The following is a 24,111-nucleotide window of genomic DNA, read 5'->3' as shown; positions in this document are numbered from 1 at the left end:
TTCAATATAAGTAAGTATTACTGATTTACTTGATCTTTAAGACCTTTACCTGCTTTGAAGCTAGGAATATTTGCTGCTGCGATTTGGATCTCAGCACCAGTCTGTGGGTTACGGCCAGTACGAGCTGCACGCTCTTTTACTGAGAAAGTACCAAAACCAACCAGTGCTACTGAATTACCTTCTTTAAGAGAAGTTGTAACAGCACCAGTGAATGATTCAAGCGCTCTTGCTGCAGCGGCTTTAGAAATTTCAGCATCAGCTGCCATCTTTTCAACTAGTTGAGCTTTATTCATTATTTAATTCCTATTTATTGTAATTTTGCCTAAGCAAAACCTATGTTTATGTATTTTTCGGCTTAGTGCAACTATTTACTACAGATTTTTATGAAAAATCGCATTAAATACCGTAAATAAAGGGCTTTCGAGTTGTTTTAGAGTTTATTTTAATCAAGCCACTTAAATCTTTTTAAGCTCACTTTATTATTTAGAAAAATCACGCCTTCATTTTCAAGCCTTCCTTTCTGTTCAAAAAACTTGCTGCTATCCACCGGAAATGAAATTTTTCCTTGAGCGTTTATAACTCGGTACCAAGGTAAATTAGAATCTTTTGGCAACGTTTTTAAAATCCGGCCGACTTTTCTAGAGTAATTGGCTTGTCCCGCCAGTTTGGCGATTTGTCCGTAGGTTGCGACATGACCATAAGGAATTGCACCTATAATGGTATGGACTCGTGATTCAAAATCATCCATCATATATTTCACCTAATTGCTTAAATCTAGACCAAATCGCTCTAGCTACAGGTCCATGGTGTCTCGTATGCTTTCTGAATACATGGATGTTAGCCGTGAAACTGTCTTGTCTATCTACAATCCTTATTCGCTCTAATTCACCGTTATCAATTTCATTTTTACAATGCGCGAGACTGGTTAGCGCAAACCCTAAGCCTGACAACAAAAAAGACTTCATGGAGGTCAGGTCATCGACTTTCATACGGTTCGTATTTAGCGTGTAAGCCAAACGCTCACTGTCAAAAGCAAACGCACTTTCAAACATAGCAATACATGGATAAGACTCTAAGGCTTCGTATTGCAAAGATGAAGGTAACAAACCTTTTTTTGCAACTATTCCGAGCTCTATCTCCCCTACTTTCATCGTTTCAAGCTCACCCGTTGCGTGAAACAAATCAAACCAAGGGCCTATGCCTAACTCGGCTCTACCACTGTTCACTTGCTGCAGCGCTTCAAAACGCGGGCCACTGGTAATTGAAAATTCAGTAGACTTATACGTTTTAAAAATATCTCCAATGGCTTCATTGTATATATTCTGATAAGAAATGGGTTCATAACAAATGCTAAACTTAGCTTCATTACCCTCAGCAAATTCATTGGCCAGAATCTTTAAATCATCACGAATAGCCAACAACTTGGTTGCCTCCAGATAAAAATGCCTACCTTGCTCTGTGAGTTTTAATCGATATGTTTCCCTATCTACAATGCTAAACCCAAGGTTTTGTTCTAGCCTTTTAATTGACTGAGAAATGGCCGGCTGGGTCTTGTGCATCCTTAATGCAACTTCTTGTAAGCTTTTAGAATTTGCAACTGCATCGAGTATTTCGAGATCTGCCAACTTCATAAATTAAAATTATCAACTTTACAACTTTTAATAATTTTAATTTTATCAGCTTTTTTCTTATCCTTACCGAAAATTTTCAGATCTAACTTAATGGAGTTAACCATGTTGAGGTTAAGTGTTATCGCACTGCTTACAGTTTTGACACTAGGCTGCAGTCAAGAAAATGAAAAGTCGGAAAAGATAGAGGTCATACGACCTGTAAAACTATTCGAAGTGAAAGATCCTACAGCGCACAATATTCGCAGCTTTCCTGCAGAAGTCGTCGCCAACCAAGGCTCATATCTTGCTTTTCGTGTCAGTGGTGAACTTATAGAGTTCCCTGTTCGCGCTGGGCAAACTATTAATAAAAACGACCTACTCGCTAAATTAGATCCAGAAGATTTTCAATTACAGCATGAACAACGTAAAGCACAATTCGAACTTGCTAGTGCTCAACTCAAGCGTGTGGATTCATTATTTAAACGTTCTATTGCAACCAAAGCTGAGTTTGACCAAGCCCTTGCTAACAAACAAGTCTCTGAGTCGGCATTTAAAATCGCTAAAACAAATTTAGAAAATAGTGAGCTTCGTGCGCCTTTCTCAGGAACGGTTGCCAAAGTCTTTGTTAAGAACTTCGAAAATATCGTCGCCAAGCAAAATATTCTGCGTCTAGAAAGCAGAGATATTATGGATGTGGTGATTTACGTTCCTGAACGTTTAGTTGCCAGAGTTAAAAAAGATTTAGATTATCACCCTTCTGTTACCTTTGATGGTTATCCAGACAAAGCGTATGACCTATCAATCAAAGAATGGGACACACAGGCTGATCCTACCACGCTAAGCTATAAGGTGGTTTTCTCATTACCCATTCCAAAAGACTTTAATTTATTTGAAGGGATGACGGGCCAGGTTTCGATAGACCTTTCAAAAATCACCGAGCATCACAGCAATGCAATCACCGTCCCTGCCTCTGCGGTTTTCTCTTCTAATACAGAGCAATTAGACAATAACGCCTATGTATGGGTTTTTAATCCAGATACACAGAGTTTGTCTAAGCGTAAAGTTTCGGTTGGCAATATCTATCAAGATCAAATTGATGTCCTTGAAGGCCTTAACGTTGGCGAAAAAGTTGTGTCGGCCGGCGTATATCACCTGTCTGAAGGCCTAAAGGTAAAACCTTGGATTAAAGAGCGAGGTTTATAATGAGCCTAGCTAAATGGTCAATTGATAACAAAGTCATCAGTTGGATGTTTGCGCTATTGCTTTTAATAGCAGGTGCAGCCTCTTACTTAGACTTAGGGCAGCTCGAGGACCCAGAGTTTACAATCAAAAAAGCCATGGTCATCACCTATTACCCAGGTGCGTCTCCAGAACAAGTAGAAGAAGAAGTCACTTTTGTCATAGAAAATGCCATTCAGCAATTGCCTTATGTCGATACTATTTCTTCAATTTCTTCTGCTGGAAAGTCACAGATAACTGTTGAAATGAAAAGCACTTATAGAAAGCAGCATTTACAACAGATCTGGGATGAGCTAAGAAGAAAAGTAAACGACCTATCAGGACGTTTTCCTAAAGGCGTTTCTACACCAAATATAATTGATGACTTTGCCGACGTGTATGGTGTGTTATATGCGATAACTGGTGACGGCTACTCTTACAGTGAATTAAAAGATTATGTTGATTACTTAAAGCGTGAACTCGTACTTGTTGACGGGGTGAGTAAAGTCACTGTCTCTGGTACTCAGCAATCTCAGGTTATAGTTGAAATATCAACGCAAAAATTATCGCAATTGGGTATTCCACCAGCACAAATTTTTTCACTATTACAATCTCAAAACCATGTTTCAAATGCGGGCAAAATTCGTGTTGGCGATGAGTCAATCCGTTTTCACCCAACTGGTGAATTCCATGATGTGTCTGAATTAGAAAGCTTATTAATTTCAAGCCCTGGCGCCAATGAACTTATCTATTTAAGAGACGTCGCGACAGTCAAAAGAGAGTTTGCTGAAATCCCTACTCATTTAACTAAATACAATGAGCAGCAGGCACTGTTATTAGGGATTTCATTTAATTCCGGTGTGAATGTTGTTGATGTTGGTAAAGCAATCGATAAACATCTTGCTGATTTAGAGTATCAGCGTCCACATGGTATGGAAATTTCGTCTATTTATAATCAACCAAGCGAAGTCGAAAAGTCAGTTAACGGTTTTATTGTTAGTTTAGTTGAAGCCGTCGCGATTGTGATTGTGGTATTACTGGTATTTATGGGCGTAAAAAGCGGCATTCTGATCGGCGGCGTGCTGCTCCTTACAGTACTTGGTACGTTTATATTCATGAAATTGTACGCCATCGATTTACAAAGAATTTCTTTAGGTGCACTGATCATTGCTCTAGGGATGCTGGTTGATAACGCCATAGTCGTCACTGAAGGTATCTTAATCAATCTAAAGCGCGGACAAACTAAAGTTCAAGCCGCTGTAAATATTGTCGCTCAAACTAAATGGCCGCTACTTGGTGCTACTATAATTGGGATCACAGCATTTGCGCCTATTGGTTTAAGTAGCGATGCCAGTGGTGAGTTTGCAGGCTCTTTATTCTGGGTATTACTCATTTCATTGATGTTGAGTTGGGTTACTGCTATTACATTAACGCCATTTTTTGCGGACCTTATGTTCAAAGAAACGAAAAATAGCGATGAAAAAACATCAGACCCATATCAAGGTGTTATCTTTACTGTCTATAAAGCCCTGTTAAGTACCGCGCTTAAATACCAAGTTTCAACCATTTTACTCATGGTTGCACTACTCGTTTCTTCTGTTATCGGCTTTGGCCAAGTAAAACAGTCGTTCTTCCCAGCTTCAAATACACCCATGTTTTATGTCGACTATTGGCATTATCAAGGTGCAGATATTCGCAGTACCGCAGAAAACATAGCTAAGATAGAAGCTTTCTTGTTAAATGACGAACTCGTTGAGGATGTTACAACAACTGTTGGTCAAGGGGCTCCAAGGTTTATGCTTACCTATGAGCCAGAAAAACAATACAACGCCTATGGACAACTTATCGTCAGAGTGAAGGACCGTGACTCCGTTGCGGTTATGATTGAAAAGTTAAGAACGTTTGAAATGAATATGCCAATTGATGGCAAAATCAAAGTTAAACGAATGGAAATTGGTCCATCTACGAGTGCAAAAATTGAGGCTCGTTTTTCAGGTGGAGATCCAGTTGTACTTAGACAGCTTGCTGAGCAAGCTAAACAAATTCTGCAGAAAGATAAAGGAGCTTTTAACATTCGTGATAATTGGCGTCATCGAACTAAAGTGATCCGTCCTCAATTTAATGAACAAAAAGCCAGAAGATTGGGTATTAGTAAGACTGACATAGATGACTTACTGCTTACCTCTGTAACAGGTAAAACAGTCGGTTTATACCGAGAAGGTACAGAGCTGCTACCAATTATTGCGCGATCTCCAGTTGATGAACGTAATCAGGTAAATAACTTATCAGATTTACAAATATATAGCCCTATCCTCAATGTCTTTGTACCAATAACAACGGTTGTTGATGATTTTGAAGTAACTTGGGAAGATCCACTGATCATGCGTAAAGATAGAAAGCGTACTATCACAGTCATGGCTGATCATGATGTGATAGGCGAAGAAACGCCAGCTAAACTATTTGCACGCGTGAGAAGTGATATTGAAGCGATACCACTCCCTAAAGGCTATCACTTGGATTGGGGGGGAGAATTTGAGGCATCAAGTAAAGCACAAAAAGCAATTTTTGGTTCATTACCCTTGGGTTACTTGGTCATGTTTATCATTACTGTTTGCTTGTTTAACTCTGTAAGACAACCGCTTGTGATTTGGACAACTGTGCCGTTAGCCATTATAGGTGTTACTGCTGGGTTAGTGGTGTTTCAAGCACCATTTAGCTTTATGGCACTTTTAGGCTTATTAAGTCTATCAGGTATGCTTATTAAAAATGGGATCGTGTTAGTCGACCAAATAAATCTAGAGTTAAGTGAAGGTAAATCACCATATCAAGCAGTATTTGATTCAGGTGTGAGCCGTGTTAGACCTGTTTCTATGGCTGCTACCACGACAATCTTAGGCATGATCCCATTGCTATTTGATGTGTTTTTCAAATCAATGGCTGTGACTATTATGTTTGGATTAGGGTTCGCCACAATTCTCACTTTGATTGTGTTGCCAGTTATTTATTGCCTGCTTTTTTCGATTAAACAAAAATAAAAAATGGCCTTAATTGGCCATTTTTTTTGCATATAATTACTTATGTATTTGCATGCTTTAATAATTCAGAGCTAGTTAATTTAAATCTAGCTAGCTTAAAACTATTTTTATTTACGACTCAAAGACAAGGTGCCTTTTTTTCGTTCTGCAGGCTTTCTTGAATTCTTCTTAGGCTGTAGCCCATCTCTTTTAGACCTTGCATCGGTATAACGCGTCACAGCTTTTTTATCTGATGGCTTTTTGATTTTTTTATTGCTATCTATTGAACCTTCTTCTGTTTTAGCAGATCCTTCAATGGCTTTGTTTATTTCTGCCATTTCTTGCTCAGTTAAATGTCGCCATTGACCAGGTCTTAATCCATTCAAGTTAACATTCATAATACGTACGCGTTTCAGCGCTGTTACCTCATAACCAAGGTATTCGCACATTCGACGGATCTGTCTGTTTAGACCCTGAGTGAGGATAATGGTAAAAGTCTTATCACCGGTCTGCTTCACGAAGCACTTTTTGGTTACCGTATCTAATATTGGCAGACCACCAGCCATTCTTTCGACAAAACGTTTATTGATGCTTCTATCAACTGTAACCACATATTCTTTTTCGTGGTTATTGCCGGCACGTAGAATTTTGTTAACGATGTCACCTTCATTTGTGAGAAAAATTAATCCCTCAGAAGGCCTGTCGAGTCGACCAATTGGAAATATACGCTCTGGGTAATCTATTGCACTGACAATATTACTTTTTATTTTTTTCTCAGTCGTACAGGTCACGCCAACTGGTTTATTGTAAGCAATGTAAACACGTTTAGGCTTTGCTTTAAGTGGCTTACCATCAATCAGGATTGTATCTTCGTCAGATACTTTCACACCCATTTCTGGTAGATTACCATTTAACTTAATACGTCCAGCATCAATAAGCTTGTCAGCTTCTCTTCTTGAGCAAAAACCTGTTTCACTAATATATTTATTTAAACGCGTTGTAGCAGTCAAAAGACAATCCCTAAAATTCAATTGGCAGTATTTTAAAGGATTAGTATTTAATTTTCTCTAATTTTTCTGCCAAACCTTAGGAATTAAGTGGAGTTGATATTCTGTTTGTTTATTTAGGTGCAGACTTTTAGATTTATAGTCAATTTGCCCCCAATTAGGATTACTTTTCATCCATTGATAATTGTGCACATTGTCTTTTGTAATAATACCCATGGGTATTACTAATTTTTTGTGTTCAGTCCAATAAGGATGTTTGTTATGATGATCGAACAAACTAACAAGCGCCCATGCTCCCATCATAAAATGCCCTCCGACGCTTGCTTGTACTTCACCTGAGGCTATTTTTTCTAGGCCAACCGATAACCAGTCAAACCCTCCAAATGCGATATTTTGACTTTCAGAGCAAGCTTGTCTGCATGCTTTCATTGCGCCTATTGCCATAAGATCTGATGCAGCCCAAACAATATTAATATCTGTATGTCTTTTAAGGAGTTTGAGAGCTTGTGCAGTTGAAACAGATTCAGACCAAGACGCATGGACTTCTTGTGCAACTGTCACACCTTTAGAAGAAAAGAAGTCAACAGCACCTTTTGCACGCATATCTGACTCAGAGCCATAATGACCATTAACAAGTACAGCTTTAAGGCTTTTATTGTTATTGCTTGAATTATACAAAGCTTCCGCTAGGTCATAACCGGCTTGATAATTATCGTGGTAGACTTCACCTAGCCAAGATTTAAAATTTTCACCAGGGCTTGCTATTTGTTGCTTTTCTTCTCCAGAAATTGTCTCTTCTAAAGTAATTGAAGGCACTTTATATTTTTCAAGTAACTTTAGTGTTTCTAACGCTGCACCTGGATAAAGTATCAAAATGGTGTAATCAGGCTTTTTTTGATACTCAAGATATTTCTTTAACTCTTGATATTGAATATGACGATTGCCTTCACCATAAATCACATCGAGTTCAAAGCCCAACTGAAAAGCAGCATGTTGACTAATGGTCTGTACCTTGCGCCAAAAAGGGTCATCAACCACTGAGGGATTTACAAACAAAACGGTTTGCTTTGCCGCAGAATTAAAAGCTAGTATAAACAGAAATAAGAAGAGCAACCTTAATTGAAACCGCATTTAAATTTTTCTTCCCATACCTAACCTAGAATGCTTTGTCTTTGTACATATCTGCCCACAAGATGGCTGATGCGTGAAATTCAGGTAGGCATTCATCGCTGATGTTTAAATATTGACATGCTTTTTGTAATTTCCACCAGCTTCCTGATTCATAGGCTTTCACGATATTTAAGACATAGTAATGAAAGTTTGCTTCACCTAACAAGGCTTTTTGAAGCTCTTCAGGAAAAGGCAATTTATCGACAACTTTTTCCATTGGCCTATCTAAAATTGCATCAAGTAATGAAAATAGACCAACTAAGAAACATGCTGATCCTGAATTTGGCTGAACCTTACTGCCTATTAGTTCACAAAATCGAGCGCGAACAATACTCATTCTAGTTAGTTCTGTTGGTTTGCCTTTGGCAACATGCGCCGTCATGATCAAGCCCACAAACTTTTTAGTACGTTCGTACCCTAAATAAACCAAAGCTTGCTTAATAGACTCAATTTTACTTTTTATAGGAAATACACCTGAATTAATTAATCGCAACAATTTATATGCTAACGCCGTATCTTGGGAAAATAATTGCGCAATTTTAGTCACATTGAGATTGGGTTTTAAAACTTCAGTATAAATGAGCATGACGATGGTGTAGTTGAATTCAATATCATTCTCTTCAATAACACGGGGTTTTGCAAAAAAATAACCCTGAAAAAAATGAAAACCCATTTTTTTTGCTATTTCATACTCTTCTTCAGTTTCTATCTTTTCAGCTAAGAGTTTAATATTCTTTTGCTGTTTTAATTCATCAATAATAGGACCAAGTGTATCAAGCGGACTTTGCATCACATCGAATTTTATTAGACGAACTAATTTCAAAAATGGCTGCCAGCCTTCTTCGTATACAAAGTCGTCTAAGGCGAGTTTATAATTCTGATTAAACAAACTCCTAACACGTTCATAGTTTTCTTTCGTAGGTTGGATCGTTTCTAACAGTTCTAGGATAACATCATTAGCAGGAAGAAATGTTGCAAGCTCTTGCTTTAAAGATTCAGGGCCAATGTTAATAAGAGCTTTCTTACCGGATGTAAGATAACGCGTCCCAAGATTTAACTGATTATCAAGAATAAGTTTTGCAGTTGCTTTATCTTCAGCAATGTTGGGAAAACTATTGCTCGAGCCATCTCTAAAAAGTAGCTCATAGGCAACCACTTGCTTTTTTCTATTAAAAATAGCTTGTCTTGCTACAAAAACTTTCAAGCATAAGCTCCTTTTCCCAATTACATCTTTTCAATATGAAACGTTTAATATAATAGCATTATAGTAAGACAAAAAAACCCAACTAAATAACTAAAAACAAAGTCATTAATTTAAAATTATAGCAAAAGATAAATAGGAATACGGCTGAAATAAGCATAGTTACTCATTTCAGCCAAATAAGTGAAGATTAATTGTAGAGTTTTGAGATGTATTCTTGCGCTAATCCATGCCACTCGAAACGGGCAGACTCAGCGTTCCTCGAAATAACATGGTATTGTGATTCATTGGTGCTGAGTAATGACAAAGCTTGTTCAAATGATTCGATTAAATTCTCTACTTGTTGAACTAATGACTCACCATTAAAGACAAAGCCTGTTTCGTTTTGCGAAACTGTATCTTTTAACCCACCGACACCATGCACTAAACATGGCTGTCCATCACGCATAGCAAGCATTTGGCTTATGCCACAAGGCTCAAATGAGCTCGGCATTAAGAATAACTTGCCCAATGGATATAGTGTATCTCCAAGCTTTTGATCATAGCCATTTAAAAATAAAACATTGTCTCTTCTTGCCATCACTTGCATAAATTGCGATTCGATATATGGATCGCCACTTCCTAGTATAACTATGTTGCTATTAAACTTATCCGCAACTAAAGCTAAGTCATCTAGTACAATGCCATTTGCAGATTTTTGCATCAGCAATAGCACTTTTTGATCCGTGATACGGCCAACACTAGAGACGATTGCTTTCTCTTTCAAAGCTTTCCAGTTAGACACTCTTTGGTGAGCAATATAATGTTTAGTTTCAATAAGGTGAGACTTTGACATCCATTTAAATATGCATTTTTCCGCTTCAGTTAGATACTCGCTATAAGAGAGCTTATCCTTTTCTGCTGCGCTGTAATTACATCCATTTAGAATACCAAACAGCCTACCTTGACTCGCTGCCAAACGCATGTCATGTTCCAGACCTTCACCACCAAAAAAACCTTCGTCAGGTCGGCTTGTCTCTTGTACCTCAAAACTGTAAGTTGGTGAAACGACATGGATCACATCACATAAGTTGAGACCACTACGCATCGGGTTATAACAGTGAGGATACTGATGGTCGCAAATTTGATGACCATCATAATTTAAGGTTGGAAACCAGGCTTCTAAGCTTGATTCATCATGATTAAAAGGTCTTATACCTTGAAGGGCTAAATTGTGCACTGTATATACAAGTTTCAACGTTTTTAAATACACAAAGCGCGGGCTAAACTTGGCAAGCACAGACACGCCCGCAGCATGCCAATCATGTAAGTGAATAACATCTAAATTATCAATTATTCTGTGCTCTATAATTTCACAAACTGCAGCACTAAAAAAAGCAAATTTCGTTGCATCAGAGGCAAACGGCCTGTTTGCACCATCATCACAATATATCTTCCCACCATTGTCTGAAAACAAAGAATGTGAAATTACATATTGATTTACACCTTCACTTGATTCAACTAGCCACAAACTCGCTGTTTCTAAATGTTGCCTAAAAGGCACTGCTATGTCTGCGATAAAATGTCGATTTAATTGCTCTTGACCATAATCTGGTACTACAACAGATACCGTTAAGCCATGTTCACTTAATGCGTAAGGGATGTCACGGATAACATCCGCAACTCCCCCAACTTTACAATTTGGCAATCGGTCATTCTCAGCACCGACCATTAAAATATGCATACTCTGCCTTTAAACTACTGAAAGCTCTTGTTTTTCTTCATTAACTAGTTGACGTTGATTATAAGCAGCAAGCATATCTCTCGTCACCAATACAATGCCTTTTTTTGACACCCTGAAACCATTCTCTTCGTCAATTTTTGAGTCGTAACCAATCACTATGCCTTCAGGAAGTTCACAGCTACGGTCAATGATGGCATTTCTTACTTTACAATTTCTGCCAATTTTAACGCCAGGCAGGATCACTGAGCCTTCGATAGTACAATAAGAATGAACATGAACATTTGAAAACAGTAATGATTTACGAACAACAGAGCCAGATATAATACAACCACCAGAGACCGTTGAATCTACGGCCATACCGCGTCTTTCCTCATCATCAAAAATGAACTTGGCTGGAGGTAGCTGTTCTTGGTAAGTCCAGATTGGCCAGCTCGGGTCATATAAATCTAATTGAGGTTCAGGAGAAACGAGTTCCATATTTGCTTCCCAAAATGAGTCAATTGTGCCCACATCACGCCAGTAAGCTTGACCTTTTTGTGTTGGCTCTCTGAAAGGGAATGCAAACACATTATGCTCTTCGATGATGGCAGGAATAATATCGTGACCAAAATCGCGACCTGACCCCTCTCGTTCTGCGTCATTTTTTAACTGCTCAAATAGGAATTCAGTATTGAATACATAGTTACCCATTGATGCTAGACAAGTCCCTTCTTTTCCTGGAATAGAAGAAGGTTCAGCAGGCTTTTCGTCAAACCGTCTGACACGGTTACTGTCATCAACTGTCATCACACCAAACGTATTCGCGGCTTCTTCACAAGGGACTTCAATACAACATACTGTCATATCTGCACCAGTTTCAACGTGCTTTGCGAGCAATGCGCCGTAGTCCATACGATAAACATGATCGCCTGATAAAATCATGACATATTTTGGTAATTCATGACGAATAATGTCCATATTTTGAAATACCGCATCCGCTGTTCCACAATACCATTCATCACCATAACGCTGAGATGCGGGTAAGATCTCGACAGATTCACCCAGTTCTTTTTTAAAGTGTCCCCATGCTCGATTAACATGGCGAATTAGTGAGTGAGACTTGTACTGTGTAGCTATGCCGACACGTCTAATACCTGAATTTATACAATTTGAAAGCGGAAAATCGATAATCCTATGTTTACCGCCAAAGTAGACTGCAGGCTTTGCACGCCAGTTAGTTAACTCATGTAAACGAGAGCCTCGGCCACCAGCCAAAATCAGAGCATAGGTCTCTCTGGTTAAATTACTAATATAACGATTTTCATAACTAGGCATGTTGCTTCTCCATTTGTTCCTTGTCTGTAATCTGTGTTGTATCCGGCGATATTTGCCAGATCTCTTCACTATATTGTGAAATAGTTCTGTCACTTGAAAATTTGCCACTGGCCGCAGTATTTAGAATACTCATTTGAGTCCAATGCAGTTTATCTTGATACGCTTTGGCCGCATTACTTTGAGCCTGACAATAACTGTCAAAGTCATAAGCGGTTAACCATGGATCGCTTGGGCATTTAACAGCATTAATAATGTCATCAAAGATGTTGGGTTCGAATAAATTGAAATGACCGCTCTCAAGCAATTTAAATACGGCGCTCAAGTTTTCGCTGTTGTGGATGACTTTCTGAGGGTCATAGTGTGACCTAATAGTGTTGGTTTCTTCTGCTTTTGCACCAAATAAAAAGAAATTATCTGCACCAACATTTTCTAAGATTTCTATGTTGGCACCATCGAGGGTCCCGATTGTAATGGCACCATTCATCATAAACTTCATGTTGCCTGTGCCTGATGCCTCTTTTCCTGCGGTTGAGATCTGTTCTGATAGATCGGTCGCCGGACAAATCGTTTCCATTGCAGTAACATTGTAGTTAGGAATAAATGCGACTCTTAAGTAAGGTTTAGCCCTTTCATCTTTATTAACGACTTCAGCAACATTATTGATCAATTTAATGATTTGCTTCGCCATGTAGTACCCTGGTGCAGCTTTACCACCAATCAAAACACATCGTGGTGTCAGGTTTTCTGTTTTGCCCTTACAAATCTGAATGTATAAATGAATGACATGAAGGATGTTCAATAATTGACGTTTATATTCGTGAATACGTTTTACTTGAACGTCAAACATCATATTTGAATCAAACTCAACACCACATTGTGATTTAACTAGAGCAACAAGCTTGTCTTTGTTGGTTTTCTTAACTTCAAACCATTTGGCTTGAAACTGCTTATCATCGTAGTAGCGACGCAAGTCTTTAATGTTACTGAAATCAGCAATCCACTCATTGCCTATGTAGTCACTGATTAATGATTTGAGCTCAGGGTTGCAATGTGCAAGCCATCTACGAGGAGTTACACCATTAGTTTTGTTGTTAAACTTCTCAGGCCAAAGCTGATAGAAGGTATTGAATAAACCACTTTTCAACAACTCAGTATGAAGTGCAGCAACACCATTAACAGAAAAACTTCCGACGATTGCCAAATATGCCATACGAATTTGTGGTACATCCCCTTCTTCAATTAAAGAAAGCTCCCTTTGTTTTGCAACATCGCCCGGCCAATGAATAGCAACATGCGCTAAGAAACGGGCATTAATTTCATAAATAATTTCTAGTAAGCGAGGTAAAAGTCTTTCAAATAAAGGCACTGACCAACGTTCTAATGCTTCAGGTAACAAGGTATGATTCGTGTAAGCCATGGTACTTGTGGTGATTTTCCACGCTTTATCCCACTCGATTTCATAATCATCAATCAGTAAACGCATAAGCTCTGCGACCGCAATACTTGGATGTGTATCGTTTAACTGAAATACGTGAAACTTTGCAAAATCATCAAAATTTTCACCATGCTCAACCACCCAATCATCTAGAATGTCTTGTAAACTCGAACTGGTTAAAAAGTACTGCTGTCGAAGCCTTAACTCTTTACCGTTTTCGCTAGTGTCATTGGGATAGAGCACCATCGAAATTTGCTCTGCTAAGTTTTTTTGCGCAACAGCATCAGAATAACTACCTTCATTGAATTCTCTTAAATTGAACTCATCTGTTGCTTCTGCTTTCCAAAGTCTCAATGTATTAACAATGTCATTTTTATAACCAGGTATTGGTACATCATAAGGCACAGCAAGAACATCCTGGGTATTCACCCACGTTCTATGTGTTCTACCATGCTTATCGACATATGACTCAACATGACCAAAGAACTTAACTCGCTTTGACTGTTCAGGCGCACTCAACTCCCAAGGGTGCCCTTCACGTAACCAGTTGTCTGGATGCTCGACTTGATAACCGTTTTCGATAGTTTGGTTAAACATGCCATATTCATAGCGAATACCATACCCAACAACCGGAAGTGCTAAACTGGCACAACTATCTAAAAAACATGCTGCAAGTCGTCCTAAGCCACCATTACCAAGACCTGCATCATGCTCAGCACTACTTACACACTCCAACTCTGCACTATATTGTTCAAGCGCTGTTTTTACATCTTGCTCTAAATCGAGATTCAAAATAGCGTTACCGAGCGCTCGCCCCATTAAAAACTCAAGGGAAATATATGCCGCTTTTCTGGTAGGCTGCTGATTTCTTAGCTCATTAGTTTTTCTACATTTAGCTACCAGCCTATCTCGAATTGTTAATGCGAGTGCATGATATAAATAGAGCCTTGTCTCGACGTTTTTATCTCGGCCTAAGGTATAGTAAAAATGTCGATTTAGATCTTCACTGACATCAGCTAACAAGGTATCGACCTTGGCTGTATCAGGCACTTGTCCATTTGAATTTTTATGACTCATTATCATTTCCTTCAAAATTAGTAGAAAAAACCCAGCTTGATTGCGCTGAAATATCTAAAACTTGTTCTATTTGGTTGAATTTATCAGAGGGCTCAGAAGTGATTTGTAGTTGCCACTTTTGAATAGTATTAGGGAGGCTTACATTAATTGCTGCCTCGCTTGCATTTAAAAGTAATAAAAGAGACGTTTTATTGTTGTTATCATCCAAGCGACACATTAAAAATTGCGAAGTAGGGTCATGCCATTTAACGGTATCCATAGGCTGAGATTGTTCATCAAACCAGTAGACCGAAAAGTCACTATCTTCTTGATGTACAAAAAAAGGATGCTTGAAAATAGCAAAACAACGCCTTATCTCGACAAGCCTAGCAATAAAGTTTCTCAAATCTTGACTGTTTGGCTCTTCCCAATTTAACCAGCTAATGTCGTTATCTTGGCAATATGCGTTGTTATTACCTTTTTGAGAGTGACCCAACTCTGTACCTGCGGCAATCATAGGCACACCGCAAGACATGAACAGCGTAATAAGTGCATTCTTTTGCTGTTTTAATCTAAGTGAATTAACGACAACATCTTGGATTTCACCTTCGATACCACAATTAAAACTGTGGTTGTCATTGTGACCATCTTGGTTATTTTCACCATTTGCAAGATTGTTTTTATGTTCATAGCTCACCCAGTCATTGAGAGTAAAACCGTCATGGCTGGTGATGAAATTGATTGAATTTAACGGACCTCGCAAGTTGTGTTCAAATAAGTCATTTGAACCATGGATCCGTTTAGCCAATTCAGGAAGAACATGTTGCTTGGCTTGCCAGAACTGACGAACAGTATCTCTGTATTTATCGTTCCACTCACGCCAAGGAGCAGGAAATGCACCGAGCTGATAGCCTCCGGGGCCGATATCCCAAGGCTCAGCGATGAGTTTACATTGACTTAATACTGGGTCTTGATGGATTGCTTGAAAGAAGGCATGACCATTATTAAACCCTTTGCTGCCTCTACCGAGAATACTGGCGAGATCAAACCTAAAACCATCAACCCCGTAATATTCAACCCAATATCTTAGACTATCTAGTATGAGCTTTAGCGTATATGGGTCATCTATATTGACTGTGTTGCCACACCCTGTATCGTTAATATAATCACAGCTATCATCTAGCAATCGATAATAACCAGAATTATTGAGCCCTTTAAAAGACAATGTTGGGCCTTCAAGCCCAGCTTCAGCGGTATGATTAAAGACAACATCAATGATAACTTCTATACCGGCTTTATGAAGTAGTCCAACCATTTGCTGAAATTCTTTAATATTTTCATCAACAAGGTATTCTTTATGTGGGGTAAAAAAGTTAAGCGTATTGTAGCCCCAATAATTCTGTAAGCCTTTGGCTGTTAAAAACTGTTCACTGATAAAACTATGGACAGGCAATAACTCGACTGCATTGATACCCATAGACTTTAGATGACGAATGAAATGCTCATGTGCAAGGCCAAGAAATTTACCTCGCAGCGCTTTCGGTATTTTGTTATTTAATTTTGTCGCGCCTTTTACATGACACTCATAAATAACAGTCTCACTCCATGGAACATTTGGCCTTTTACCTTGATATTTTTCAAGTAAAGTTAATTTAGACTTAGTCATATCAAAGGCATTATCAGCATCATTGAAATGCCCAACTGGTAAATGACAAAAGTGCCTTTCGCTCCAATAAAAATGACCGTGAAGGTCTTTTGCGTAGGGGTCTAGCAATAATTTATGTTCATTATGTAACTGACCTGAACTCAAATCATAATCACCAGAAACCCTGAGGCCATAAATACAGCCTTCTTGTAAGCCTTCAACACTGACTGACCAGACTCCCCCTTCGTGTAAATGCATAGCCAAACGCTCTGTTTCAGCATAGCCACTGATATCGAATAAACAGAGTGAAACATATGTAGCTTGTGGAGCATACACTGCAAAATTCACTGAATTATTTGACTGTGAAGCGCCTAAGGGTGAGCTATTACCTTTACCAGAAATCAGCATTTTTACCCCGTCACGAATTTTAAATAGAGTGTGGATAATGGCGGGATGGTTAATTGGATACTTTGCTCAAAACCATGACTGGCGATATCTTGTGTCTCGATAAGCTGTTGGCTGTGTGCAACTGCATTAACACCACTGCCCCAAAACGTCACATCATCAGTGTTCAGAGCAACTTGATATACACCTTTAGCCGGAACCCCCATTCTGAATTGGTGGTAAACTTGACCCGTGAAATGAGAAATTACGACTACATGCTCATTTAGAGATTTTGAGAAACGAACAAAGCTGAAAATACTTTGCTGACTATTATCACTGTCAATCCACTTAAACCCTTCAGGCTGCTGGTCCAACTCATAAAACGCAGGTGATGTTTTGTAGACTTGGTTTAACTTTTGTATAGTCTTAAATACACCGTTATGGGCTTCAGAGTTAAGTAAATCCCAATCTAAACCAGCATTGTGGTTCCACTCTTCCCTGGGTGCGAGCTCAGCGCCCATGAAAAGTAACTTTTTACCAGGGTGCGCATACATAAATGCATAATACGCTCTTAGATTAGCGAATTGTTGCCAATCATCCCCTGGCATTTTAGATAGTAAAGAGCCTTTACCGTGTACCACTTCGTCATGGCTGAGTGGCAAAATATAATTTTCTGAATACGCGTATGCCATCGAAAACGTCATTTCATGGTGGTGGTATTGCCTATGAATTGGATCACGCTTCATATAATTTAACGTGTCATTCATCCATCCCATATTCCACTTGTAACCAAACCCCAAACCATTATTATCAACAGAATTGGTCACTCCTGGCCAAGCTGTTGACTCTTCTGCAACCATCATGATTTCTTTTTGGTTAGCATAACTGCGGGTGTTTATTTTTTGTAAAAGGTGTATGGCGTCAAAGTTTTCTCGACCACCTAAATGATTTGGTACCCATTCATTTTCTTCGCGGCTGTAATCTAAGTACAACATGGAAGCAACGGCATCAACGCGTAAACCATCTATTTGATATTGTTCTAACCAGTAGATGGCGTTTGAAAGTAAATATGACTGAACTTCAGGACGACTGTAATTATAAATATAGGTATTCCAATCTGGGTGGAAACCTTGTCGCTTGTCTGCATGCTCATATAAATGGGTGCCATCAAAACAATGCAAACCATGTGGATCAGACGGAAAGTGCCCCGGTACCCAATCCAATAAAACGCCCAATTCCGCTTTTTTACATGACTCAATAAAATAAGCAAAGTCATCTACAGAGCCGAATCGACTTGATGGAGAAAATAATCCAACAGGCTGATAACCCCAAGAGCCATCAAAAGGATACTCACTGATTGGCATTAATTGAATATGCGTAAAACCTAGCTCTTTTACATAATTGACTAAATCATCTGCCAATTCTCGATAAGTAAGATAACGCGCCCCTTCATTTTCTCTTCTTTTCCAAGAGCCTAGATGTACTTCGTAAATACTGATAGGCGCGTCAACTCTATTAAGGGTATTTTGAACTTTACTCTTTTTTACGGAGACTTGAGGGATCGACTTTTGAATAACGGATGCAGTACCTGGAGATTGTTGGGTTTTTAATGCATATGGATCTGCCTTTTCAAAACGATTACCATGGCAATCTGTAATCGCATATTTATAACATTGCTCCGTTTCTATTTCTGGCAAAAACAATTCCCAAATACCACTTGCAGGGTGATTACGCATTAAGTTCTGATGAGCATGCCAATGATTAAACTCACCTATTACAGACACAGCATGTGCATTTGGCGCCCACACCGCAAACCTAACACCTGATACACCTTGTTGCTCTACACAATGTGCGCCTAATAATCGATATGCATGTTCAAAGGTGCCTTCATTAAAAAGATACATATCATCCTGACTTAGGGATGAATTAAACTGGTAAGGGTCGTAAAAAACGTTGTCTGAGCCATCGTGGTATAACGCCCTCAGTTGATATGGCTCTGGTAAATCGACATGTTTTAGTGCTAGGACAAATAAACCTGAGTCATTAATATTTGAGAAATTAATATTTCCAGAAGGACTCACCAACTCTACAGAGTGTGCCCCTTCAATAAATGCTCTTATTTCAAATTGCTGTTCAGAGTTAAAATGCAACCCTAAGAAAGAGAAAGGATCACTAAATTGACCTTGTTGTAATGCTTTTATTTGCGCGTCGTAAGTAGTTTCTTTGCGGGCCAAAGAGTCAATCATTGCTTTTCCTTAATGCTGTTAAATCATTGAGTAAACTTTGCTGTGCAGCAAAAACGTCTTCTATCGGTGTGAGAATTCGACGTCGCCAATTTTTATATTCTTTATCTGTACCAGGAATGTTAATAGGCAAGGTTTGTTTTGCTAAATCATCAAAATTTAAGCTAAAAAGTTTAGGTGGGGTTTGAATGAGTGTTTTAACTAGCTCATTAAACAACTCGTCTACATCGCTTTCTAAATTAAGGTGGGATTTATTGAGCCAATTCAACACGCGTTGTTTATCAATTAGTCTTTGAGACTTTAATGCATTGGCTTGCGGCTCAGTGCAAAGAGAAAGACTTAATTTCAAGTCCAAGTCCTGTGCATACCACCAAGAAATAAACGGTGGCACGTCGTGGTTTGATAACATCAACATACAATTTTCGCGGTAATCGTTACCATGTTTGAACTCGCCCATATGGTTTTTTTCGAAATAAAACAAGGTATTTCCATAAATACCACTTAACGCCAAGGCTTCAGTAACTTCAGGCGGTACAACCCCTAAATCCTCACCAACTAAAGCGGTATTATTGAGATGGGATTCAATCTTTAAAATAGCTAAAAGATATTCAAATGGATAATACACATAACAACCACTTTGTTCGGCATCGACTGTCAAACACCACCACAAACGCCTTAATGACATCACATGGTCAATTCTTAAAGCCCCAAAATACTGCATGTTCTCTTTTATTAACTGCTTAAAATAAGCAAAGTTATTATCCGCTATATTTTTAGGATCAATAACCGGTAATCCCCAATTCTGACCATTCTCAGCCCAAGGGTCGGGTGGCGCACCAATTTCAGCGTGCTTTGCAAATATTGATTGATTTGTTAAAAATTCAAGGCCATCTTTCGCGCAACCAACTGCTAAATCATTGATCAAACCTGTTTTCATCCCAAGGGATAAACAAAGCTTTTGACATTGATTTAATTGCTCATGAGCAAGCCACTGCCAGAACTTCGCCCGTTCGTCATCTGCAAAAGCGCCCAATAAATTACTTTTAGTTTGACAAAATCGACGAAAATTGCGTTGTAATTTTAAGCTCGCATTTTGCTTAAACTGACGATAAAGAGACTTTAATAACTTGTATTTGGTCTCTGCGACTAGTTCATAGTCTATATATTGCGCCTGTTTTTCAGCATTCAAAATTGCTAATGCCGAATTATGTTCGTCTGCCATTTGTACAAAGGTTGTCTGAGTAAGGCATTCAGCTATAGAAATATAGAGAGGGTTAATTAGCCCGCGATGACTTGGGCTATATGGGCTGGCTCTTTGTGGCTGTTCTTCAAACAAAAGATGTAAAGGATTCAACAAAATAAAATCAATGCCAGACTTTGCACTATTGTTTATCAATTGCTGCAAATCTGAGAAATCACCAAAACCATAATTTTCAGCTGAAGTTAGGGTATAAAGTTGAACGCTAACCCCAAGTTGCTTTTGTTCATTAAATTCCACAGCTTCTTTGGGTGTCACCCACAACTCTGTAAAATATACTTCGTCATCAAGTGTTACCTGTGCGGTGAAATAACCCGCAGGCAGGTGTTTTGATATAGGTAACTTTAATTCAACAAAACGGTTACCGGCATCAATATATTCACCAGAGAAAACGGCTTTTTTAAACGATAATTCGACACTTAAATCAATCTCAGATATCTCTAAATATAAAGGCCCGTATTTTTGATTGTCTTTTATCCTAATCGTAAGGTGAGGCTCTGATTGTTCAACTAAACTTATACTTGGCAATAACGAATGCCATGGCGCAACGTCTAACTTGAAGTTCAAAGCATGTAGTAATTCATTGGTGCAAAAATCAATGTCACATGCTTTTAAAGCCGCTTCTCTAACTTGCTGAGAAAACCTAACTGTTTCACCTGTATATTTTGTGAACTCAGAACCTATGCCGTATAAATAGCAAAGTTGTTCAAATGCATTCATTCTGAATACCAACTTCCTTTATGGTAGACACTAAACTGTTTTCTGAACCAAACCCATTTGCTTTGTAGCCATCAGCCTGATTATCATTTTCCCAAACTTCACCATCTATCAGGTATCTGAACTGATACTGTTTATTTGTTGGTAAGCGAAATTTACTTTTGAATACTTGACGTGATTTAACGAATTTCATTTCAACTGGTTGCCAGTCATTAAACTCAGCAACCAGTTCGATTTTATCCGCATTTTTAAACCCACACTCGAAAGTTATTTCCGCTTCTGCTTTGGTCTTAAAGAATCGCTTATTTAGCATTGCCTTGCCTTATTCCTAAAGAAATTACGCATTAAGTTCTTGCTTGTGAAATAAACTACATTTCAGCTTTGAAGATAATTTGCCTATTTAATCAACTGAATGTTTATCTTATGTGACAACTCCAGTGTCATCAGCGCAAGATTAAATGCGCAAGTTAAACAAATTCAACATTACGTTGAGTGGTATGTATGTGTGAGAGAGAATTTTAAAATTAGACTAAGTTTTAAACAGTGTAAAGTGAATATTCCTAATAAGTACGCAATTTTTACTCATAGCTATTCAGTTTGTTGCTAAATTTAAAATCTTACTTTTATAAAATGTCTTTAATATGATAAAAATTATGCTTAAAATAGTCTTCGCACATGGGAATTGCTGGAACCAGCTGATATGTTAAAAAAGCTTAAATTACAAGGACTACTCATTCTATGTGTGATTTTGTTGGGTTTTATTTTCAACTTTCTATTCACCAAGTCTCTTTTTGATATAGCTAATGAACAGCAACTTAAGGTAACTAAGCTTAGTTCGGCATCAAATATTACGCCTTCTTCAGCCTGGTTTAGGTTTATGTTGCCATCTCATGAGTTCATCGAATTGGACAACACTGTACACGTCTTAACGCGGAATAAAGCTGAGCTACTCGCGATAAAAGCAGAACATGCTTTTATTGAAAGCATTCTTTCTCCCTATGCCTTAATCTCCATTTTACTTATCGTCATATCACTAAGTAGCCTAGCCAGAGCGCAAAAAAATCATCAACGCCAAAAAGTTGCGTTAGATGAGATCAACAAAGACATACATAAGCTGCTAAAACGTTTTGAGGTTGATGAAAAGAGCCTCAGGTACGGCTCTACTGTTACTCAAATCAGACATGCAATAAATTTAATACACGAACAAGTTGGTGAAATTCAACAACAAACAGACCACCACGTTTATCAAGATAAACTCACGCAGTTAATCGATAGACATGCTTATATTGATCACATTGAGAAGCAGCTTAAGCTCGCAGAACAAAACAAACTTAGGTGTGGGCTTTTATTTATCGACTTAGACGGCTTTAAGCAAGTCAATGATTCTTTTGGCCATAGCTTCGGAGATGAAATTTTAATTCAAGTTGCAAATCGTCTTAAAGATATAGTACGTCAATTTAAGATACAGGACCTTCACCCTCAAAACGGCATTGATCAAAACTTATCTAGACTGGGTGGAGATGAATTCTCAGTTTTTGTGCCTGATATTAGAGATCCTGCATTTTGCACTGAGCTCGCCCAAGCAGTTTTGACAGAGATAGAACGCGATTTTGTGCTTGGTAACAAACTGGTGAAAATTGGCGCCAGTATTGGTATCGCCTCGTACCCGGAAAGCGCATCGCAACCGCATGCATTATTACAAATGTCAGATGTTGCCATGTACAGAGCGAAGACTGATGGTCGAGGTATCTTCAGAGTTTATTCTCCAGAAATGGGAAATAAAATGCGCCGCTACCATTATCTTTTAGAAGAGCTGCGACTCGCAATTAGCTCAAACAGTTTCCATATGTCTTTTCAACCGATTGTGCATGTTGAAGATTGCGCCATTGATTACTTTGAGGCATTAATCAGGTGGCAGCACCCTATAGAAGGACTTATCCCGCCTTCTGAGTTTATACCGATTGCGGAAGAATCTAATCTTATCTTAGAGCTAGGAGATTGGATTTTGCTAGAATCATGTAGGCAGATGTCAGCTTGGCACAATGCAGGCATGAAAAAAGTCAAAATATCAGTCAATGTATCAGGTATTCAACTTAAGCACAGAGGCATTTATAACTGGGTAATGGATGCACTTAATAAAACAGGCCTCCCAGCTAGCTCTTTAATGCTTGAGATTACAGAATCAACACTTATTACTGCCAGTGAAGATATAATTCAGCAACTAGAGTCTTGTCGTAAGGCTGGTGTTAGTGTTGCGATTGATGACTTTGGTACAGGCTTTAGTTCTTTGAGTACACTTGCAGATTTGCCTATTGATGTTATTAAGATAGATAAACTTTTCATCACCCAAGCGAATGAAAACCCTAAGTACCTTAAAATTTTGAACTCTATTAGTGAGTTAGGTCATCAACTTGGATTAAAAATCGTTGCTGAAGGCGTTGAACAAATCGAACAGTTTGAATTAGTTAAAAACCTTGGTATTCGTTGTGTTCAAGGCTACTTAGTCAGTAGACCAGAAACCTCTTATAATGTTGGCTCAAAAGTATTAACTGGCAATGTGAACCATATTGCAACGACTGGAACGAGTGTTTGGTTACCCGAAGTGCAAAAGAACTAAACTCAGGTAATTTTCTTTACTGTAACACTTCAAGGTATTGCCTTTTGTAAATCTGAACGTTTAACGTTTAAACTTGGTCTCTAGAATGACAGATGAGTTAGTCCTCTCTACTCCATCTAAATCACCGATGTCATCGAGTATGCTACTGAGTTGCTGGAGGCTTTGAGCTTCAACAATGGCAATCATGTCGTATTCACCACTGATTGCATATAAAGCGGTTACTTTATTATGATGCTTTAAGGCAACTGTTGTTTGAGTAGTTAGCTTCTGCTTTACCTTAACAGAAACATGTGCAGAAACGAGTCCTTCTAAATACTCTTCTCCAAATTCAACACTATAACCTTTAATTATCCCAGCTTGCTCGAGCTTAAGAAGTCTATTTTGAACTGTTGAGCGTGACTGATCTAGCATTCGAGCCAAATCTGAAATGCTCGTTCTTGCATTCGCTCTTAACAGAGCTATCAACTTTTCATCTTGTACTTTTATCATAATGACCATT

At 38.5% G+C, this 24,111-nt stretch carries 17 protein-coding genes; 3 read left to right on the top strand and 14 right to left on the bottom strand.

What is annotated here, in order from left to right:
* Nucleotides 1–17: 17 nt before the first annotated feature.
* The 3 genes from ABMY35_RS15230 to ABMY35_RS15220 form a co-directional block, all read right to left on the bottom strand.
* Nucleotides 18–293: an HU family DNA-binding protein gene (locus tag ABMY35_RS15230; RefSeq protein WP_138479433.1), complete on the bottom strand. Its 276-nt coding sequence runs from the start codon at nt 291–293 to the stop codon at nt 18–20.
* Between the two features lie 149 nt (nt 294–442).
* On the bottom strand, nt 443–748 hold the full coding sequence (locus tag ABMY35_RS15225) for an MGMT family protein (protein WP_349287106.1): 306 nt from the start codon (nt 746–748) through the stop codon (nt 443–445).
* Nucleotides 741–1,631, bottom strand: a complete 891-nt coding sequence (locus ABMY35_RS15220; RefSeq protein WP_349286998.1) for a LysR family transcriptional regulator — start codon at nt 1,629–1,631, stop codon at nt 741–743. Before ABMY35_RS15220 ends, ABMY35_RS15225 begins: the two co-directional genes overlap by 8 nt.
* 102 nt (nt 1,632–1,733) lie before the next feature.
* Between ABMY35_RS15220 and ABMY35_RS15215 the strand changes: the two genes are divergently transcribed.
* Both ABMY35_RS15215 and ABMY35_RS15210 read left to right on the top strand, forming a co-directional pair.
* On the top strand, nt 1,734–2,813 hold the full coding sequence (locus ABMY35_RS15215) for an efflux RND transporter periplasmic adaptor subunit (RefSeq protein WP_349286997.1): 1,080 nt from the start codon (nt 1,734–1,736) through the stop codon (nt 2,811–2,813).
* Nucleotides 2,813–5,863: an efflux RND transporter permease subunit gene (locus ABMY35_RS15210; protein WP_349286996.1), complete on the top strand. Its 3,051-nt coding sequence runs from the start codon at nt 2,813–2,815 to the stop codon at nt 5,861–5,863. Before ABMY35_RS15215 ends, ABMY35_RS15210 begins: the two co-directional genes overlap by 1 nt.
* 107 nt (nt 5,864–5,970) lie before the next feature.
* On the opposite strand, the gene rluF is transcribed toward ABMY35_RS15210, so the two are convergent.
* The 10 genes from rluF to ABMY35_RS15160 form a co-directional block, all read right to left on the bottom strand.
* Entirely contained in the window at nt 5,971–6,852 is an 882-nt protein-coding gene (rluF, locus tag ABMY35_RS15205; protein ID WP_349286995.1) for a 23S rRNA pseudouridine(2604) synthase RluF, read from the bottom strand.
* A gap of 57 nt (nt 6,853–6,909) precedes the next feature.
* The gene (locus tag ABMY35_RS15200; protein WP_349286994.1) at nt 6,910–7,905 is read right to left on the bottom strand and encodes an ABC transporter substrate-binding protein; all 996 of its coding nucleotides are present in this window, start codon (nt 7,903–7,905) and stop codon (nt 6,910–6,912) included.
* A 100-nt stretch (nt 7,906–8,005) separates the two neighbouring features.
* The gene (locus tag ABMY35_RS15195) at nt 8,006–9,223 is read right to left on the bottom strand and encodes an HDOD domain-containing protein (RefSeq protein ID WP_349286993.1); all 1,218 of its coding nucleotides are present in this window, start codon (nt 9,221–9,223) and stop codon (nt 8,006–8,008) included.
* Nucleotides 9,224–9,410: 187 nt separating this feature from the next.
* The gene (locus ABMY35_RS15190) at nt 9,411–10,943 is read right to left on the bottom strand and encodes a glycogen/starch synthase (protein ID WP_349286992.1); all 1,533 of its coding nucleotides are present in this window, start codon (nt 10,941–10,943) and stop codon (nt 9,411–9,413) included.
* A 9-nt stretch (nt 10,944–10,952) separates the two neighbouring features.
* Nucleotides 10,953–12,257: a glucose-1-phosphate adenylyltransferase gene (gene glgC / locus ABMY35_RS15185; protein ID WP_349286991.1), complete on the bottom strand. Its 1,305-nt coding sequence runs from the start codon at nt 12,255–12,257 to the stop codon at nt 10,953–10,955.
* Entirely contained in the window at nt 12,250–14,769 is a 2,520-nt protein-coding gene (locus tag ABMY35_RS15180; RefSeq protein WP_349286990.1) for a glycogen/starch/alpha-glucan phosphorylase, read from the bottom strand. The genes glgC and ABMY35_RS15180 overlap by 8 nt, the downstream gene beginning before the upstream one ends.
* Complete coding sequence (glgX, locus tag ABMY35_RS15175) at nt 14,759–16,801, bottom strand: glycogen debranching protein GlgX (protein WP_349286989.1); 2,043 nt, start codon at nt 16,799–16,801, stop codon at nt 14,759–14,761. Before glgX ends, ABMY35_RS15180 begins: the two co-directional genes overlap by 11 nt.
* 2 nt (nt 16,802–16,803) lie before the next feature.
* A complete protein-coding gene (glgB, locus tag ABMY35_RS15170) occupies nt 16,804–19,023 on the bottom strand; it encodes a 1,4-alpha-glucan branching protein GlgB (RefSeq protein ID WP_349286988.1) in 2,220 nt (739 codons plus the stop codon).
* Nucleotides 19,016–20,998, bottom strand: a complete 1,983-nt coding sequence (gene malQ / locus ABMY35_RS15165; protein ID WP_349286987.1) for a 4-alpha-glucanotransferase — start codon at nt 20,996–20,998, stop codon at nt 19,016–19,018. The genes glgB and malQ overlap by 8 nt, the downstream gene beginning before the upstream one ends.
* Nucleotides 20,985–21,308, bottom strand: coding sequence for an isoamylase early set domain-containing protein (locus tag ABMY35_RS15160; RefSeq protein WP_349286986.1), 324 nt, complete (start codon nt 21,306–21,308; stop codon nt 20,985–20,987). Before ABMY35_RS15160 ends, malQ begins: the two co-directional genes overlap by 14 nt.
* Nucleotides 21,309–21,695: 387 nt before the next feature.
* Between ABMY35_RS15160 and ABMY35_RS15155 the strand changes: the two genes are divergently transcribed.
* Complete coding sequence (locus tag ABMY35_RS15155; RefSeq protein WP_349286985.1) at nt 21,696–23,612, top strand: EAL domain-containing protein; 1,917 nt, start codon at nt 21,696–21,698, stop codon at nt 23,610–23,612.
* Nucleotides 23,613–23,672: 60 nt separating this feature from the next.
* On the opposite strand, the gene ABMY35_RS15150 is transcribed toward ABMY35_RS15155, so the two are convergent.
* Nucleotides 23,673–24,101: an Lrp/AsnC family transcriptional regulator gene (locus tag ABMY35_RS15150; RefSeq protein WP_349286984.1), complete on the bottom strand. Its 429-nt coding sequence runs from the start codon at nt 24,099–24,101 to the stop codon at nt 23,673–23,675.
* Nucleotides 24,102–24,111: the final 10 nt, after the last annotated feature.

Origin of the sequence: Pseudoalteromonas sp. BZB3, from assembly GCF_040104455.1 — a bacterium.
In the GTDB taxonomy this organism is placed as follows: Bacteria; Pseudomonadota; Gammaproteobacteria; order Enterobacterales; family Alteromonadaceae; genus Pseudoalteromonas.
This window is presented reverse-complemented; position numbering and strand designations above follow the sequence as displayed.